The sequence below is a fragment of the Hominibacterium faecale genome (assembly GCF_020734085.1).
Taxonomy (GTDB): Bacteria; Bacillota; Clostridia; order Peptostreptococcales; family Anaerovoracaceae; genus Hominibacterium; species Hominibacterium faecale.
On the sequence record NZ_JAJAGH010000001.1, the window covers coordinates 450,521 to 468,495 of the forward strand.

Consider the following 17,975-nt stretch of genomic DNA (forward strand, 5'->3'; position numbering starts at 1 on the left):
CCAAAATTGCATAAAATAATAGCGTGAAATTGATTTATCCCATTCGCAATTCATTCTTGGATGTTGAAGGAGGAAATTATGAAAGACATTCAGTTTAAGCAAAATGGGAGATTCTTCTACGGATGGATCATTGTGATCGTCGGACTTTTTCTGATGACCTTTGCCTACGTTGGTTTTGTTTCGTTAACAAGCGTGTTCGTGCTGCCGGTTACGGAAGATTTGAATTTTGAACGGGGAGAGTGGATGACCTACCTGACGATTCTTTCCCTGGCTTGTGTAATTTGTTCGCCTCTGCTGGGCAAACTGATGGGAAAGGGCAGATTGAAAATCTGGGTTGCCGTCTGCTGCCTGCTGGGATTCATCGGATATTTCGGTTTTTCAAGAGCGGATTCTCTGACGGCCTTTTATCTATTCGCTCTCATCTTAGGCGTGGGCTTTGCGGGAACAGCGCCCATGCCGGTATCCATTCTCATTAACAAATGGTTCGGAGGAAAAGTCAGAGGAACGGCCACAGGCATCGCCTTTTTAGGAAGCGGATTGGGAGGTATGATTCTCTCGCCTATTCTCAATGGGGTTATCTCCGCTTACGGATGGAGAACTGGATATATTGCTCTGGGGATTGTATTCCTGGTTTTAATGGTGATTGTACTAGCTTTTGCCAACGATAATCCCCAGTCTAAGGGATTTGTCAGAATGGGAGAGGATGAAAGCGAAGCTGCCGCCGCAGCTATAGAAAAGCAAGGTAAAACACTTTCTGAGGCCATGCGCACGCCGGAATTTTATTTTGCTGTCTTATCGACCATTCTGGTGGTCCTGGCATCCAGCGCCATCTTGGCAAACTCGGTAGCCTACTTTGTGGGATGCGGTATCGGTGAAGCCAAAGCCGCATCGCTCCATGGACTGCTGCTGGGTTCTCTCATTATCGGAAAGCCGGTTATGGGGGCCGTTACTGACCGATTCGGCATTCGGACAAGCTCAGTGCTGACCACCATCATCTTTGCCGCTACCTTTGCTTCGCTGTTCATCATGCCCAACGCCGCAGGCGTGCTGGTATTCCTGGTAATCGCTTGCTACGGCCTGGGCGGACCGACCATTACAGTGATTCCGCCGCTGATGGTAAACGGTCTCTTCGGAGACAAGGATTACGGGACTTTGGTAGGTGTTATGAACATGGCCACAAGTATCGGCGGGGCCTTCGGCGGTATGGTTGCTGCCAGAGTTTACGACATGACAGGCAGCTACGCCAGCTTTTGGGTTGTGGCTTGCATCGCAGTCATCTGCGCCGCCGTACTCAGGTTCATTGCCTTCAGACTGCATGACTCCCGGCTATAATAAAGATTTGTCAAGGTCTGGTTAGCGGTTTTGAAAATGCCGGCATCTGATATATAATAAAAGGATAGCAGGAGGAAACGCGTATGAGTGATCAGAACATGGACTGCCGCCAGCTGCTTGACAAGCTGGCGCAGCTGCTGGAAATGGAAAAAGACGCGCAGCCGGAAGACATTTACCGGACGTGCGAAAAGATCAAGCAGGAAAGGGATACCTATTTTCTGGCCATGGATAATTGCCTGGACAGCTTCCACGTTACGGACCGGGACGGAAACATCATCTTTGTCAATAAGACCTTTGAGAGGCGTTCCAAAACTTCTAAAGATTTTATCCTTGGAAAAAGTGTGACGGAGATGGAGGAGCTGGGATTTTACCGGCCTTCCGCCGTCCGCATCGCTCTGCGTGAAGGAAGGCCGATCACAATGGTGCAGGCCGGTCCGGGCGGGGATGCCATTGTAACGGCTACCCCTATCAAAGATGCGGACGGGCAGGCGGTTATGTGCGTCAGCAACGCCAGGTTTACTGATGAGTTGGAACTGCTGGATAAGTATTATCGCGGCAGAAACAAGCAGCCGGATTATGATGAAAAATCCATAGTTACCAAGAACGCAGAAGTGGCAAAGCTCTACGAATCGGCTCGGCAGGTAGCAAAGGCGGATTCCAGCATTTTAATAACAGGAGAGACGGGAACCGGCAAAAGTATGCTGGCAAAATATATTCATGACAACAGTCAAAGGGCGAAAGGAAAATTCATTGAGCTCAATTGCGCTGCAATTCCGGAAAACCTGATCGAATCCGAACTCTTCGGCTACGAGTCGGGAGCTTTTACGGGAGCGAAAAAAGGAGGGAAGCCCGGCCTTTTTGAAATGGCGGACGGCGGAAGTCTTTTCCTGGATGAAATCGGTGACATGCCGCTGAACTTACAGGTCAAATTGCTCCATGCCATTCAAAACCGCATAATTACAAGAATCGGCGGAACGGCAGAAAAGCCTGTGAATGTGAGGATTATTACGGCAACCAATAAAAACTTAGAAAAGCTGGTGGAAGAAGGGCTGTTCCGCAGCGACTTATATTATCGCATCCATGTAGTTCCTTTGCATATGCCGGCTCTGCGTCAGCGAAAGGAAGATATCGATGAACTGGTGAAATCGTTTCTACAGCTGTTCAACAACCGCTACGGGAGCCAGGTGGAAATCGTCGATGAGGCCCTGGAAATGCTCAATGAATATCGCTGGCCGGGCAATATCCGGGAGCTGGAAAATCTAATCGAGCGTCTTGTGGTCACTAATCGTACCGGCGTCATTGATGAAGAAACGCTGCCCAATCATATTAAGATTATGACCGACGGGCCTCAGGCGGATGTGCAGGTAAACCGGATTATACCGCTGCGGCAGGCACTGGAACAAGTGGAAGCTCAGCTGATCCATATGACCTTCCAAGAATACCCCAGTACCTATAAGGCCGCCAAAGCCTTAGGCATCAGTCAGTCGGGGGCCAGCAGAAAATTTTTAAAATACCAAAATCAGGAGCCTCATAAATAACCCAAAATTGGATTGGCGACCCATCTGCGGGTTGCTGGGAAAAAGGTTGTGTTTTCAGACAATTTGAAAGCACAGAGCAAAAAAACAAAGAAAAGTGACCCTTTTTTGGGTTGCTTTTTCTGTTTTTTGCTTGGCACGAGACTTGCTCTATATATAAGCGGGATAAACAATTTCACAAATTTATCTGAATTAGAGGAAATCTTATGGAAACAAAAAAAACAATATGTGATTGGATTGATGAAAACAAGGATGAAGTATTTGCCATTTCCGATTATTTGTGGGAGCATCCGGAATTATCTATGCAGGAATATGAGGCCAGTCAAAAAGTTGCCGATCTACTGGAAAAATACGGATTCTTAGTAAACAGAGGCGTAGCCGGGCTGCCTACTGCTTTTGCGGCTGAATACGGGAGCGGTAAACCGGTGCTGGCTTTCAGCTCCGAATATGATGCTCTGCCGGCCTTATCGCAGAATAAGGATTCCGTTGTCCGCGATCCGGTTATTGACATGGCGCCGGGCCATGGCTGCGGACATAATCTGATGGCGGTCGGCGGAGTGCTGGCAGCTATCGCTTTGCAGCGCTGTATGATTGAGCAGGGCCTTGCGGGAACGATTAAGGTCTTTGGAACCCCGGCGGAGGAACTGTGCATCGGCAAGCCTTTTATGGCGCGTGGGGGCCTTTTTGAAGGGGTGGATGCCTTTCTCGATTGGCATCCCAGCCATCGAAACAGGGCTGCCGCCTGCGATACAAACGCCTACTTTAATGTAAAATACCATTTTTCAGGGGTCAGCGCCCACGGCAACGCCCCTTGGAATGGGCGCAGCTCTCTCGACGGCGCCATGCTGATGGGACATGCGGTGGAAATGCTGCGGGAGCATATCGAGCCGGGGAGCAAGGATTCACCGACAACCCTTAATTACGCCTTTCCCGATGTGGGAAACAGCTTCCCCAACGTGGTGCCCGCGAGTACGGTTATCTGGTGCGTAGGACGAATGAAAAACGCAGAAATGGCGGCAGATGTTCTGTCCAGGCTGGATGCCTGCGCAAAAGGGTGCGCCCAGGCCACAGGAACCACAGTAAAAGAAGAAGTGATTACCGCGACCCACGATATGATCCCTAATTTATGTTTGGGGCAGCTGATAGAAGAAAATCTGCGTTATGTTGGTGCGCCTGCCTATTCGTCCGAAGATCAAGAGGATGCGAAGAAAATTCAAAAGGCAATGAATGCAAAGGAGACTGGGTACAGCGGCAAGATTGAGCATACGGTACTCAGCAGTCAGCCGGTCACCGATTCTTCCGAATACAGTTGGTTCGCGCCGATCGCCTTTTTAAATGTAGCGTTGGCTCCATCTGAGGATGCCGGATGGCACAGCTGGACATCCTGTAAATTCGCCGGAAGTTCGGTGGGAAAACGGGTTTTGGAAACCGCAGGGAAAATATTGGCTCTCGCGGGGTATGATCTGCTTACAAAACCGGAGATTTTGCAGGAGGCAAAGGCAGAATTAAAAGAGCGTTTGTGCGGCAAACCTTATCAAAGTCTGCTGCCGGAGAACGCCAAGCCGGATTTGACTACCAATAAGGCAGTTATGGAGAGGTTCCGATAATCCTTCAAGGAAAACGAGGCTGCCGCGTGAGGGTGTGCATTGAAAAATTGCACTAACCATAATAAAAGCTGCAAAATTAGTGCAATCATAGATGCCGGGCTGCGCTGCGAAACGCTTTTCACAGGGCAGCCCCCGTTTTCATTTAATAAATCGTTTGTTCGCTCTTATGCGGCGCTATCAGCCCCGCAGCGATTACATATTGAACGCTTTAATAATCCAATAAAACGTATGTATAATTCAGAATTGCGCTATTCTTCCCTGGAACTTTCTTCCATTGCGTGCTTTTCCGCTAAAACGCGTTCATACTCCGCAAAAATCGCTTCCTTAATCTTATTCCTTGTTTCAGAGACCAGAGGGTGGGCAATATCGCGGAAGTCTCCTTCTCCCATCTTTCTGCTGGGCATCGCGATGAACAATCCGTTCTGTCCTTCGATGATTTTGATATCATGCACCACAAATTCATCATCAAAGGTAATCGATACGACCGCTTTCATTTTTCCTTCGTCATTGACTTTTCTTACTCTTACATCAGTAATATTCATTCTTTGTTACCACCCTTTCATGCTCAAACTCATTCTGACAAACGCTGTGCACATAAATACACTTAGTAATATTATACATGAAATGGAATACGTTTACAAGGAACTATTTAAAAAATCTGACTATTTGGAAAAACTTCTACGGTTTTATGCTCTTCATCCACATGTCCCAGGTATACCAGGGGGATGTAATCAGCAATCTTTTTCTTTTCCGGCGCGATGTTGGCAATGGCGACGCCGATCCCCACTACCTGGGTTTCAAATTCAGATAAAATATCACTGATTCCTTTTACGCTGCCGCCGCCCCGCATAAAATCGTCGATGATCAATGCCCGGCATCCGCTGAGAGCTGCCCGCTTGGATATGGACATTTTCTGCATGCGCTCCGAAGAACCGGAGAGGTAATTGATGCTCATGGTGGCACCTTCGGAAATTTTTGCTTCCCGCCGGACAACGACAGAAGGGAGGTTAAGAAATTCAGCTGTTTTCAGAGCAAGAGGGATACCTTTCGTCTCGATAGTCACAATGTAGTCGGCTCCGCAGTTTCTGAATTTACGGGCGAAAATCTGAGCCATTTCTTTGACCATCACCGGATCGAACATGATATCCGATGTATATAAAAAACCGCCGCCAAGCACCCGGTTTTCTTCTCCCAGCTTCCGGCAGAGCTTTTCTTGAAATTGCAGTCCTTTTTCTTTTGAAATAAAAGGAACATAACGGACTCCACCCGCGGCTCCCGAGATCGTTTCCACCAGGCCAAGCCCAGTGAACTCTGCAATTTCCCGTGCGGCTGCGATGTCCTCGCTGATGCTGGACTTGGCGGCGGAGAACAAATCACAGAACTCATTAAGAGAGAAAATTTTGTTAGGCGAATTGGAAATAATCTCCATCAGCGCGCCTACTCTCTGGCTTCTTTTCATTAGGCTTTCCTCCTGAAATTCGAACGTATATGGCGTATATATTAGATAATATTCGTTTTTTATTTTTTTGTCAATTATAACGCATTTTTTTGTACAATTATGGTATACTATATTCACCATTTTGATACAATGCTGCGTAGCGGGTGGATCTTGGGAAAGATACTCGCTGAGGCCTGTATCAAACAATCAGCTTATCATGACTAGGGAGGAAAAGACAATGGTGAGATTATCTGACTGTAGGCAGATACATTGCATTGGGATTGGGGGCATTGGCCTTTCCGCCATTGCTGAAATTTTAATATCCAGAGGGTACAAAGTCACTGGATCGGATATGCGGGAAAGTGACATTACCGAAAGGCTCATGAAAGATGGAGCCAATATATTTTTAGGCCATAGAGAAAAGAACGTAGAAGGAGCGGACCTGGTCGTCTACTCCGCCGCAGTAGGAGCAGAGAATCCTGAGCTGGCAAAAGCCAGGGAACTGGGCATTCCTACCGCATCCAGGGCGGAAATCCTGGGACTTCTCATGAGTGAGTATGAAAACAGCATCGCTATTTCAGGAACTCACGGGAAAACTACGACAACCTCTATGGTTTCTTTAATTCTAAAAAATGCTGATGAGGATCCGACGATCCTGGTAGGCGGCAACCTGCCGGAAATCGGCGGCAACGTCCAGGTCGGCGCCAGTGAGCATTTCGTAACGGAAGCCTGCGAATATATGGACAGTTTTCTATCCCTGCGGCCCAAGATCGAAATCATTCTCAACATCGACTCCGATCACTTGGATTACTTTAAAGATATTGAGCACATTGCCAATTCCTTTGAAAAATTCGCATCTCTGGTGCCGGAGAACGGAACCATCATCGCATATGATGCCAACCCGTTTGTAAAAAGCGTTGTCAAGGATATGCCCAATGTGCTGACCTTCGGCTTTAACGAAAGCTGCGATTACTATGTCAGCGATATTACTTTCAACGCTGACGGTATGCCGGATTTCAATGTCAATCACGGCGGTAAAGTGCTCTGCCGCATCCAGTTGTCCATTCCGGGAGAACACAATATTTTAAATGCGCTGGCCGCTTTTGCATGCTGCCACATTTTGGGCGTAAAGGCGGATCAGATCGCCGCCACCCTGGAAAACTTCACCGGAACTCAGCGGCGGTTCGATGTTCTGGGAATCACCAGCCATGGCATCAAGATCATCGATGATTACGCGCACCATCCCACCGAGATCAAAGCCACGCTTTCTGCGGTGAAAAATATGCGGCACAATCATATGTGGTGTCTCTTTCAGCCCCACACCTATACCAGAACTATGGCCCTCTTCGACGAATTCGCCCAATCCTTTGAAGCGGCCGATAAAGTCGTACTGGCGGAAATCTATGCCGCACGAGAAAAGAACATTTACAAGATCAGTTCAAAAGGATTGGTGGGCAAGATCAAAGAAGCTTACCCGGAAAAAGATGCCTATTTCTTCGAAGACTTTGAAGAAATCGCCAACTTTGTTTATAATAACGCCGAACCCGGCGATCTGGTCATCACCATGGGAGCCGGTGACATTTATAAGGTGGGCGAACTGATTTTGGAAAAGGATCAGAAATTCTAAAGCGTTTAGGGGGATTTATGAATTTACAAGAATATGAAGCAATGGAGAAAAAACGCCTTGAAATCAATCTCAGGCATATGGAGAACGGTGTCAACTTCGTTGACCTTAAGGCGGCCTATATCGACGAAACAGTAGAAATCGGAACCGGAACCACCATTTACCCTTGCGTTGTGCTGGAGGGAAATGTTAAAATCGGTGAGGATTGTACCATCGGCCAGAATACCCGAATCGTGGACTCGGAAATCGGAAAGGGAACGGTGATTCAAAGTTCCGTGATCATGGAGAGCAAGGTGGGCAATGAGACAAAGGTCGGTCCTTTTGCTTATCTGAGACCGGGAAGCGATATCGGTAGCAACTGTAAAGTCGGCGATTTCGTAGAAATTAAAAATTCATCCATGGGGGACGGAGCAAAAGCCTCCCATCTTACTTATGTGGGCGATTCGGATGTGGGAAAGAACGTAAATCTGGGCTGCGGCGTGGTATTTGTCAATTATGACGGCAGTCAGAAATACCGCTCCACGGTAAAAGACGGAGCTTTCATTGGCTGCAACAGCAATCTGGTTTCGCCGGTGACGATTGAAGAAGGCGCCTATGTAGCGGCAGGAAGCACGGTTACCCATGATGTGCCCGGCGGCGCACTTTACGTAGCCAGGCCCAAACCCAGAACACTGGAAGGCTGGGTCGAAAAAAGAGGAATACTGAATAAGAAGAAAAAATAGAAAACATATTGCCAAACGATTAGTAGGAGAAAGAAGAGGTAAAAAGTACAGATGAAGAATGGAGCGTTTTCAGATTACAAAGTATTTGCAGGAAATTCACACTTGGAACTGGCGGAAGAAATTGCATCGATTATGGGCAAACCCCTTGGAAAAGCTACTGTAACCAAATTCAGCGACGGTGAGATTTCCGTAAACCTGTGGGAGACAGTTAGAGGCATCGATACTTACATCGTCCAGTCTACTTGCGATCCGGTCAACAACAACCTGATGGAGATCCTGATCATGATCGATGCCATGAAGCGGGCTTCCGCAGGAAGAATCAATGCGGTTATCCCTTATTACGGCTATGCCAGACAAGACCGCAAAGCAAAGGCCAGAGATCCGATCACGGCAAAGCTGGTAGCTAACCTTCTCATGGCAGCCGGCGCAGACCGTGTTTTGACCATGGACCTTCATGCGGCGCAGATTCAGGGATATTTTGACATCCCAGTGGACCATCTGGTGGGTCTTCCGATCCTCATCAAGTATTTTAAAGAAAAAGCAATGGATGATATTGTAATCGTATCTCCGGACCACGGCAGTGTAACCAGAGCCAGAAGTATGGCAGAGCCCCTCAATGCTCCCATCGCCATCGTCGATAAACGGCGTCCGGAACCCAACAAGAGTGAAATCATGAATATTATCGGAGATATTGAAGGCAAGAACTGTATTCTGGTAGACGACATGATCGATACTGCCGGCACCATCACCAACGCTGCCAACGCCCTCAAAGATCTGGGCGCCAAGAGCGTGGTCGCCTGCGCTACCCACCCGATTCTTTCCGGTCCGGCAAAGGAGAGACTGGAATCCTCCGCCATCGAGGAATTGGTACTCCTCAATACCGTTCCCATTCCAGAGGAAAGAAGAATCAGCAAAATGAAGATGCTGTCGGTCGCGCCGCTCTTTGCAGAGGCGATGACGAGGGTATTCACCAACGACTCCATCAGCCGGCTCTTCGACTAAGACAAAGGAGCAGCAGATCCATGTACATCATTGCAGGCCTTGGAAATCCGGGAAAGCGCTATGAGAATACGAGACACAACATCGGATTCATCGCCCTGGATCTCCTGGCAGAACGAAACGACATTAAAATCAACAAAATAAAACATAAAGCTTTGGTCGGAGAAGGACGTATCTCCGGCCAAAAGGTTTTATTGGTCAAACCGCAGACTTACATGAACCTTTCCGGCCAGTCCGTCCGGGAAGTGATGGAATACTACAAAGAGGAGATCGACCGCCTGGTGGTGATCTACGATGATATCGATATTCCGTCGGGAACCGTCCGCATCCGTAAAAAAGGGAGCGCCGGAACGCATAACGGCATGCGTTCCATTATCTACGACCTGAAATCGGATCAGTTCCCCAGGATTCGCATTGGAATCGGAAACAACCGCAAAGGCGATTTGCGGGACTTTGTAATCGGCGGGTTTTCCAAAGAAGAAAAAGAGCCGCTTGCAGAAGCGGTGAGACGAGCAGTACTGGCGGCGGAATGTATTGTTGAAAAGGGCATAGATAAGGCTATGAATGAATACAATATAAGACAAAAGGCCGCAGGAGAAAACGATGATAAAAAAGGGAATGATTAATATAACAGGAGCTGCCGAAAGCCGGGTAGCTCCTGTTATTGGGAAGATTTTAAAGGAAGAAGCAAAGGGCCAGTGCCTGGTGGTGGTATCCTCATATATAAGAGCGAAGCGCCTGGCTACAGACCTTTCTTTTTTTGTTGACAAAAATATCTATGTTTTGCCGCCGGAAGAAGAAGGGTTCATCCGCTACGAAGCGAAAAACCACGATCAAATGCTCCAGAGGCTGAAGATCCTCAAAGCCTTGAGAACGGGAGAGGACTGCCTGGTCGTAGCGCCGGCTACCGGGGCCATACGCAAGCTGCCGCCCCATCAAACCTTTGACGACAGCGCAATCAAGCTGACTTTGGGCGAGGAGATCGACCTGGAGCTGGTGAAGGAAAAACTGGTCCGCATGGGCTATGAGCGGGTGCCTCTGGTGGAAGCCAAGGGAGAGTTCAGCATCAGGGGCTCGATCATCGATATTTTCACAGCCGACGGGGAGGCTCCGTACCGGGTGGAACTCTTTGATACGGAGATCGATTCTATCAGAAGCTTTGACCTGGACACGCAAAGGTCCATTGAAAGCTTAAAATTCGTTGAAGTCTATCCGGCGGAGCAGCTGCTCAAGGACAGGACGATTTTTGAAAAAGCGGCTGTGAGAATCAAGCAGGCCTATGCGGGACAGATTCGCAAATATACAGGGGAGCATGCAAGTGAAGAGGAACTGGCACGGGGTGAAAACCTCAAGCTGAGACGGGATCAGCTGATCGACTTCGCGGAAAACTGCATGAATTTGCAGCAACTGGAAAACTATCTCTATTACTTTTACGACGAGACCGAGTACATCTGGGACTACATGAGGCAGCCGGTCGTCATGATCGACGATCCGGCCAGGTGCTACGAAAACCTGGAAGCCCGGGACCGGGAAACGGCCGATGATTTTCAGACCCTGCTGGAACGGGGGCAGGCAGTTCCGGCGGACATGAAACATTTCTCCAATAAAAACGATTATCTCCGCCTCTATGATTTGGACAGGGCCTATTTGTTCACACCCTTTCAAAAGACCATCAAAGGGGTGGATGCTCTGGCGGAAATTCGCAACGTTGTAACCAAGCCGACGCTGGTATTCAACGGAAAGATGGATTTGCTGGAATCGGAAATCCGTTCCTATTTGAAAAACAGCTATAAAGTGACCATCGTCTGCGCCAACGAGGAGCGGGCGGCCAACATGGAAGAATTTCTCTCCAGGGCCGGACTTTTGCAGAGGGTTTGGGTAAAGCAGGGAAGTCTCACCGGAGGCATCGATTTTCCGGAAGAAAAATTCTGCTATATCTGGGACGGGGACATTTTCGGAACGCCCAAAAAGAAAAAACGTAAGAAAAAAACAGCCGGCAGCATGAGCCAGCCCATCAAGTCCTTTGCCGATATGCAGAAGGGCGATTACGTGGTCCATGAAAACCATGGTATCGGTAAATTTATGGGCATCGAACAGCTGTCGGTTCAGAATGTAAAAAAAGATTATCTCAAGATCAAATACAGCGGCCAGGATATCCTTTATGTGCCGGTGGAACAGATGGATATCATCCAGAAATATGTGGGCGCCGACACCGCCAGTCCCAAGCTCAACAAGCTTTCCGGCAGCGAGTGGAAAACCACCAAAGCTAAGGCCAAGGCAGCCATCGCCAATATGGCCAAAGAGCTTTTGGAAGTATCAGCCGCAAGGCAGCTGGAAAAGGGCCACGCCTTTTCTCCTGATACGGTTTGGCAAAAAGAATTTGAGGACAGTTTTCCTTACACGGAAACGGACGATCAGCTCCGCTGTATTGAGGAAATCAAAAAGGACATGGAACAGGATACGGCGATGGACCGGCTCCTGTGCGGCGATGTGGGGTTCGGAAAGACCGAGGTGGCGGCCAGGGCCATGTTCAAGTGCGCTGCCGACGGCAAGCAGGCGGCGGTCCTGGTGCCGACAACCATTCTTGCCAACCAGCATTATTACACCCTCAAGGAACGCTTTGAAAAATTTCCCTTTAAAGTGGAGATGCTCTCCCGTTTTCGCAGCGAGGCTCAGCAGAAAGCCGTCATCGACGGATTGGAAAAGGGCAGCGTCGATGTGGTAATCGGGACCCACCGCATCCTGTCCAAGGATGTGAAATTCAAGGACCTGGGCCTGCTGGTCATCGATGAGGAGCAGCGGTTCGGCGTGCAGCATAAAGAAGTGATCAAGCAGCTGCGAAAGAATGTGGATGTGCTGACCTTATCAGCGACCCCTATCCCCAGAACTCTTCACATGTCGCTGGTAGGCATCAAGGATATGAGCGTCATTGAAGAACCGCCGGAAGAGCGGTATCCGGTTCAAACCTACGTTTTGGAGCAGGACGACATGCTGATCCGGGACGCTGTTGAAAAAGAACTGGACCGGGGCGGACAGGTCTATATCGTCTTTAACCGGGTCAAGGGCATCAACAAGCTGGCCGCCCATATTGAGGAATTGGTGCCCCAGGCACAGGTAGCCGTGGGACACGGGCAAATGAACGAGCATCACCTGGAAGATGTGATCATGGGATTTGTTCAGGGCGAGACCAACGTGCTGGTGGCAACGACGATCATTGAATCGGGCATTGACATTCCCAACGTGAATACCATGCTCATCCTGGATGCGGATCGTTTCGGCCTCTCCCAGCTTTATCAGCTCCGGGGAAGGGTGGGCCGCTCCAACCGCATGGCATATGCCTACCTGATGTTTCAAAAGGATAAGAGCCTTTCGGAAGTGGCGGAAAAGCGTCTGAGGGCGATCAAAGAATTTACAGAGTTCGGCGCCGGCTTCAAAGTGGCCATGCGGGATTTGGAGATTCGAGGCGCGGGAAATCTCCTGGGAACCGAACAGCACGGCCACATGATGAACATCGGTTATGAGCTGTACTGCAAGCTGGTGGACGATGCGGTGCGGGCGCTGGGCGGAGAAGTGGTCAACCCGGATCGGGAAGAAGCGTCGATTGAATTGAATGTAACGGCTCTGATTCCGGATCGGTATATCTCTGATGAAGTGCTGAAACTGCAGATGTACAAGAAGATCGCCACTGCAGCCTCTGCCGCCGACGAGGAAGAAATCATCGATGAACTGATCGACCGCTTTGGCGAAATTCCGCGGGATACCATGAATCTGATTACCATATCCAGAATCCGTTCCATGGCGGAAAAGCTGTGCATCACCAGGATTCACGAAGAGGGCAGTAAAGTGATCTTTAACTTTGCCCAGGAAAACGGCCTCAGCGCCAAATCCCTGTCCGCTCTCTCGGCAAAATACGGCATGAACCTCTTTATACATGGCGGAGTCAAACCCTTTGTAAGATTTACACCCAAGAGCAAAAAGCGGCTGGCGGAAATACTGGAATTTTTGGAAGTGGCTGCGGAATAGCGATTTTTGCAGCAGATATGGCTTGATTGCCGTTTTCTTTGCGAGTATAATGAATAAAAGAGCCTATACGATAAAGTTTCTAACCCATATAATCCGGAAGGACAAAAGATTACGTTTTACGACGCATTAAACGACCTGCGCAGCCTACCCAATCTGGACGTATATGTAACGGGAAGCAATTCCAAAATGCTTTCTTCAGATATCTTGACCGAGTTCAGAGGAAGAAGTGATGAGATTCGTGTACATCCTCTGTGCTTTGCTGAATACTATTCCGCTGTCGGCGGTGACAAGAATGAAGCGTTTGATGAATACGCCTTTTATGGAGGTTTGCCTCTGATCCTCTCACGGCCAAGCGATGCGGCAAAGATGAACTATCTCAAATCGCTTTTTACGGAAGTATATATCAAAGATATCGTAGAACGCAAAAAAATAGAACGGCAGGATGTTCTGGAGCAGATTTTGGACCTGCTATGCTCCTCCATCGGTTCATTGACCAACCCGGCACGGATTGCCAATACGCTCAAATCAAAGCGAAATTTCGATGTTTCCGCAAATACGATTCGCGCCTATATCGACCATTTAGAGGATGCTTTCTTATTTTCTGAAAGCAAGCGTTATGATGTAAAGGGCAAGTCGTATTTTGATTCTCCCAATAAATACTACAGCGAAGACCTGGGTCTGCGCAATGCCCGCATTGACTTTCGTCAGCAGGAAATGACCCACATCATGGAAAACATTCTTTATAACGAACTGATAAACCGCCAGTTTTCTGTGGACGTGGGAGTGGTGTACGCAAGAACAACCAATCAGAACGGAAACTCGGTCCGTACGCCAAGAGAGATCAATTTTGTCGTTAATTCCGGAAGCAAGCGGGCGTATATCCAGTCAGCATATGCGATAACGACCGAGGAAAAGGCTGAAAGCGAGATTCGTCCCTTTGCCCTTGTGGGTGACTTTTTTCCAAAGATCGTAGTAAGAAAAGATATAGGCAAACGTTGGTATGATGATCAGGGTATCCTGCATATCAACATGATTGATTTTCTGTTAGATAAAGGCATTATTTAACACAGAGGTCGCCTGACAAAGAAAACCCGCTGGGAGGCCATAAAGCGCATCCCAACGGGTTTATTTTTTTAGACTACTTGCCTGTTTTGACTTTTCTCCTCTTCTTCTCTTTTTCCAAATCATTGGGCAGGTAGATGACGGTGGCCTCTTTGTCCTTCTGGTCAGGGTTTTTATCGTTCGTTTTTTTTCTGACAAAACCTTCCGAATGACCGGTAAAATACATATAGGCCAACAGGCCGGCTACAACCAGCAGCCCTAAAAGAATAAGCGGCATACCTGACCTCCCTTCCTAATATCCATTCCTTACAAAACTCGGGCTATTTTCATTGAAGTAAAAAGAGGTAAATCCCATTGTTTGCCTCTTCCTACGCCAACGTTTCTCTTAAATAATGTGTCTTTTTCTCTTTTCCAACTCCAAATCGGTTGGAAGATAAATGACTGGGGCAACTTCGTCTGCTTTTCCCTTGGAAGAAGCAGTGTGATGTTTCTTGTTTCTGATGGTTTCGAACAGAGCCAGCAAGCCGCCGAAGACCAATACTCCTAAAATAATAAGTGGCATATTCAGCCCTCCTTTGATTTTCGGATAAAGTCTGCAACTTCCCCATTTAAATGAAACGTTTCTTTGATTCTATTTTACCACGTTTTTTTCAGAATTACCGCTAAATTTTCTAAAAATTTTATTAATTTAAAATGGGGCACGGATCGGTGCCAACGATATCCGTTTACGCTTATAGTTTGTACATGAACGCTTTAATTAATTCGTAAACCTTTGGAATTGTTCCATTGATTGAAGGCTGAAAAAAAGATATACTGTATAGAAAGGAGTATTGCTATGGTAACAATTGATGAAGCACAAGTCATGCTGGATGAAGTCGCAGAAGAGCTGCCGTCGGGCATTTACAAGGAGCTCAACGGAGGAATTCTGCTATTGCCTCAGGCCAAAATGAGTCCCCATGCAGTCTGTGATGATTTGTACATTTTAGGGGAATATCAAAGCGGCGGCAGTATGGGACGGTTGATTAAGGTTTATTACGGTTCTTTCGCAAAGCTTTTTGGCTATTTGGAAGGTGAAGCTTTTAAGTCCAAGCTGAGAGAAACCTTGTTTCACGAGTTCACCCATCACTTGGAATCGCTGGCAGGTGAAAAGGATCTGGAGATTGAGGACGAAAAGCAGCTTAAAAGATATCGAAAGGAGAGAGGTCTTTAAATGGTAAATATCATCATTACGGCTCCGCGGGGACATATGGACGGACTGATCGTCAAGGCGGCCTGTGAGCGGGACGATATACGGATCGTAGGCGGCCTGGGACCAGCGGGAAGAGACTATATCGGCAAGGACATCGGACTGGCAGCCGGGCTGGGAAGAGAAATCGGAGCGCTTGTTTACGACGATCTTACAAAGATCATCGATCAATGCGATTTGGTTGTGGATTTTTCCAGAGTGGAACTTTCCATGGAGGTTCTGGAAATCTGCAAAAAATATAAAAAAGGGTTTTTATGCGGCACCACCGGCTTTACGCCTCAGCAGGAGGAAGAATTGCTGGCGGCCGGGAAAGAAATTCCCATGATGAAAGCGGCCAATACATCTTTTGTCGTCAATGTGATGCGTAAGCTGCTGGGAATTGCCGCCAATGCGCTGGGAGACAAAGCGAAAATTGAAATTTTAGACCTTCACAGCCAGGATAAGCTGGATGCCCCCAGCGGCACGGCCTTGGAGCTGGCGGAGGAAATGGCAGAAAGGTCGGGAAAACCGATGGATTCAATCGCCTTTCATTCCGTTCGTGCCGGAGATACACCTTCCAGCCACAAAGTATTCTTTGGCTGCATGGGTGAGATGATGGAAATTTCCCATCACGCATATAATTGGGAGTGCTATGCCAGGGGTGCGTGCGATGCGGCGGTCTATATGGCCGGGCACGGCGTCGGACTTTATACAATGGAAGATGTGATCGGATTGTAAACAACAGGTATTTGCTTACAGCATCGGATCTTCGGATCAACAGCAATTTTTTTTATGTAACGAGGAGGACAACATGGATTTTGGTTATTCACAAGAGCAGCTGGAGTTGAAAGAAACGTTGAGGGCGTTTGGCGAACGGGAAATCGTGCCCATTCAGGACAAGATGGACCGGGATGCCGAGTACCCGCTTGAAACCGTGAAAAAACTGGGCAGGATGGGAATGCTGGGCATGCCCTTTCCCAAGGAATACGGCGGAGCCGGGCTGGACTACGTGACTTATGTAATGGCAGTGGAAGAGATCTCCAAAATCTGTCCGTCCCACGGCGTCATCGTGCAGACCCACAACGCGCTCTGCTGCTGGCCCATCTTTACATACGGAAGTGAAGAGCAAAAGAAAAAATATCTGCCATCTCTATTGAGCGGGGAAAAGATCGGCGCCTTTGGATTGACCGAGCCCAATGCGGGAACCGACGCGGCCATGCAGCAGACCATTGCCGAGGATAAGGGCGATCACTATCTGCTCAATGGATCCAAGGTGTTCATCTCCGGCGGCGGTATCGCCGATGTCTATGTGGTTATGGCTATGACCGACCAATCTAAAGGAACCAAGGGAATCAGCGCCTTTATCGTGGAAAAAGGGATGCCGGGCTTCTATAAAGGCAAGACGGAAGACAAGATGGGGATCCGCGGTTCCATCGCATCGGAGCTGGTGTTCGACAACTGCATTGTTCCCAAAGAAAACCTCCTGGGAGAGCTGGGAAAAGGCTTTAAGGTAGCCATGACTTCTCTGGACGTGGGACGTCTGGGCATCGCGGCCCAGGCCCTGGGAATCGCTCAGGGAGCCTTTGACAGAACCGTAGAATATATGAAGCACAGAGAACAGTTCGGCAAAAAATTGAGCGGGTTTCAGGCCATGGCCTTTGAAATGGCTGAACTGGAGACCAAGATCGACGGCGCCCGCCTGCTCCTTTACCGGGCTGCCGATGTGCGGGAAAAGGGTCTGCCTGATATGACGGTGACCGCGGCTAAGGCCAAGCTGGCCTGTTCGACCACGGCTATGGAAGTGACCATCAAGGCCGTTCAGTTCCACGGCGGCTATGGATACATCAAGGACCTGCCCATTGAGCGCTATATGAGAGATGCCAAGATTACAGAGATCTATGAAGGGACTTCGGAAGTGATGAAGCTGGTCATTTCCGGACAGATCTTCAAAAAGGAAAAGAAGCAGGATAAGGCGCAAAAGCAGCCGGTCGTTCTCTTTGATACGGTAGAAGAATTGATTGAGGCTTTAAAAGACGTGAAGAAGGACGAGATCATCTGTTCCGGCGGAAGGGGCTTTAAACGGACCGAAGAGCTGGGGTTGGTGAAGCAGCTGGCAGACGCAGTAGGCGGCAGTGTGGGCGCTTCCCGCGGGGCCGTATCCATGGGCTGGATCGATGAGGATGTCCAGGTGGGGCTCACCGGGCGCACGGTAAAGCCGGATCTCTATTTTGCCTGCGGTATCTCAGGAATGAACCAGCATTTGGCGGGGATGAAAGAATCATCGGTGATCGTTGCCATCAACCGCAATCCAAAGGCGCCGATTTTCAAAGCCGCTGACTACGGGATCGTGGGCGATGTCTATGAAGTGATTCCCCAGCTGATTGAAAAGTGGGAGAAATAGCGTTTTG

At 48.6% G+C, this 17,975-nt stretch carries 16 protein-coding genes; 12 read left to right on the forward strand and 4 right to left on the reverse strand.

All coding sequences use genetic code 11. The annotated features are described in order from the left end of the window. Window positions 1-78: 78 nt before the first annotated feature. The 3 genes from LG211_RS02120 (at window position 79) to LG211_RS02130 (ending at window position 4,474) form a co-directional block, all read left to right on the forward strand. Window positions 79-1,332: an MFS transporter gene (locus LG211_RS02120; protein WP_253021205.1), complete on the forward strand. Its 1,254-nt coding sequence runs from the start codon at window positions 79-81 to the stop codon at window positions 1,330-1,332. A gap of 83 nt (window positions 1,333-1,415) precedes the next feature. Then, window positions 1,416-2,870 carry a sigma-54 interaction domain-containing protein gene (locus LG211_RS02125; RefSeq protein ID WP_148397680.1) on the forward strand — a complete coding sequence of 485 codons (1,455 nt, stop codon included), beginning with the start codon at window positions 1,416-1,418 and terminating at the stop codon, window positions 2,868-2,870. A gap of 203 nt (window positions 2,871-3,073) precedes the next feature. Continuing rightward, the gene (locus LG211_RS02130) at window positions 3,074-4,474 is read left to right on the forward strand and encodes an amidohydrolase (protein WP_148397681.1); all 1,401 of its coding nucleotides are present in this window, start codon (window positions 3,074-3,076) and stop codon (window positions 4,472-4,474) included. A 248-nt stretch (window positions 4,475-4,722) separates the two neighbouring features. On the opposite strand, the gene spoVG is transcribed toward LG211_RS02130, so the two are convergent. Together spoVG and purR are read right to left on the reverse strand one after the other, a co-directional pair. Then, entirely contained in the window at window positions 4,723-5,016 is a 294-nt protein-coding gene (spoVG, locus tag LG211_RS02135; protein WP_148397682.1) for a septation regulator SpoVG, read from the reverse strand. Window positions 5,017-5,123: 107 nt separating this feature from the next. Then, entirely contained in the window at window positions 5,124-5,933 is an 810-nt protein-coding gene (purR, locus tag LG211_RS02140; RefSeq protein ID WP_148397683.1) for a pur operon repressor, read from the reverse strand. A 217-nt stretch (window positions 5,934-6,150) separates the two neighbouring features. Between purR and murC the strand changes: the two genes are divergently transcribed. From murC to LG211_RS02170, 6 genes are all read left to right on the forward strand, one after another. Beyond that, entirely contained in the window at window positions 6,151-7,539 is a 1,389-nt protein-coding gene (gene murC / locus LG211_RS02145) for a UDP-N-acetylmuramate--L-alanine ligase (RefSeq protein WP_148397684.1), read from the forward strand. Between the two features lie 17 nt (window positions 7,540-7,556). Further along, on the forward strand, window positions 7,557-8,258 hold the full coding sequence (locus LG211_RS02150) for a DapH/DapD/GlmU-related protein (protein ID WP_148397685.1): 702 nt from the start codon (window positions 7,557-7,559) through the stop codon (window positions 8,256-8,258). 51 nt (window positions 8,259-8,309) lie between these two features. Continuing rightward, entirely contained in the window at window positions 8,310-9,260 is a 951-nt protein-coding gene (locus LG211_RS02155) for a ribose-phosphate diphosphokinase (protein WP_148397686.1), read from the forward strand. A 20-nt stretch (window positions 9,261-9,280) separates the two neighbouring features. Further along, window positions 9,281-9,883 (forward strand): aminoacyl-tRNA hydrolase, encoded by a 603-nt coding sequence (gene pth / locus LG211_RS02160; RefSeq protein WP_148397687.1) that lies wholly within the window; start codon window positions 9,281-9,283, stop codon window positions 9,881-9,883. Continuing rightward, window positions 9,861-13,280, forward strand: coding sequence for a transcription-repair coupling factor (gene mfd / locus LG211_RS02165; RefSeq protein WP_148397688.1), 3,420 nt, complete (start codon window positions 9,861-9,863; stop codon window positions 13,278-13,280). Before pth ends, mfd begins: the two co-directional genes overlap by 23 nt. A 135-nt stretch (window positions 13,281-13,415) precedes the next feature. Beyond that, window positions 13,416-14,345: an ATP-binding protein gene (locus LG211_RS02170; RefSeq protein WP_336246021.1), complete on the forward strand. Its 930-nt coding sequence runs from the start codon at window positions 13,416-13,418 to the stop codon at window positions 14,343-14,345. 73 nt (window positions 14,346-14,418) lie between these two features. Here LG211_RS02170 and LG211_RS02175 read toward each other — a convergent pair whose 3' ends face one another. Together LG211_RS02175 and LG211_RS02180 are read right to left on the reverse strand one after the other, a co-directional pair. Then, window positions 14,419-14,619 carry a hypothetical protein gene (locus LG211_RS02175; RefSeq protein ID WP_148397689.1) on the reverse strand — a complete coding sequence of 67 codons (201 nt, stop codon included), beginning with the start codon at window positions 14,617-14,619 and terminating at the stop codon, window positions 14,419-14,421. A 108-nt stretch (window positions 14,620-14,727) separates the two neighbouring features. After that, the gene (locus LG211_RS02180; RefSeq protein WP_227754695.1) at window positions 14,728-14,904 is read right to left on the reverse strand and encodes a hypothetical protein; all 177 of its coding nucleotides are present in this window, start codon (window positions 14,902-14,904) and stop codon (window positions 14,728-14,730) included. Between the two features lie 273 nt (window positions 14,905-15,177). On the opposite strand from LG211_RS02180, the gene LG211_RS02185 reads away from it, so the two are divergent. The 3 genes from LG211_RS02185 to LG211_RS02195 all read left to right on the forward strand — a co-directional run bounded on the left by LG211_RS02185 (window position 15,178) and on the right by LG211_RS02195 (window position 17,968). After that, on the forward strand, window positions 15,178-15,552 hold the full coding sequence (locus LG211_RS02185) for a metallopeptidase family protein (protein WP_148397690.1): 375 nt from the start codon (window positions 15,178-15,180) through the stop codon (window positions 15,550-15,552). Continuing rightward, a complete protein-coding gene (dapB, locus tag LG211_RS02190; protein WP_148397691.1) occupies window positions 15,553-16,305 on the forward strand; it encodes a 4-hydroxy-tetrahydrodipicolinate reductase in 753 nt (250 codons plus the stop codon). Window positions 16,306-16,378: 73 nt separating this feature from the next. Next, window positions 16,379-17,968, forward strand: a complete 1,590-nt coding sequence (locus LG211_RS02195) for an acyl-CoA dehydrogenase family protein (RefSeq protein ID WP_269476937.1) — start codon at window positions 16,379-16,381, stop codon at window positions 17,966-17,968. The last annotated feature ends 7 nt before the right edge of the window (window positions 17,969-17,975 follow it).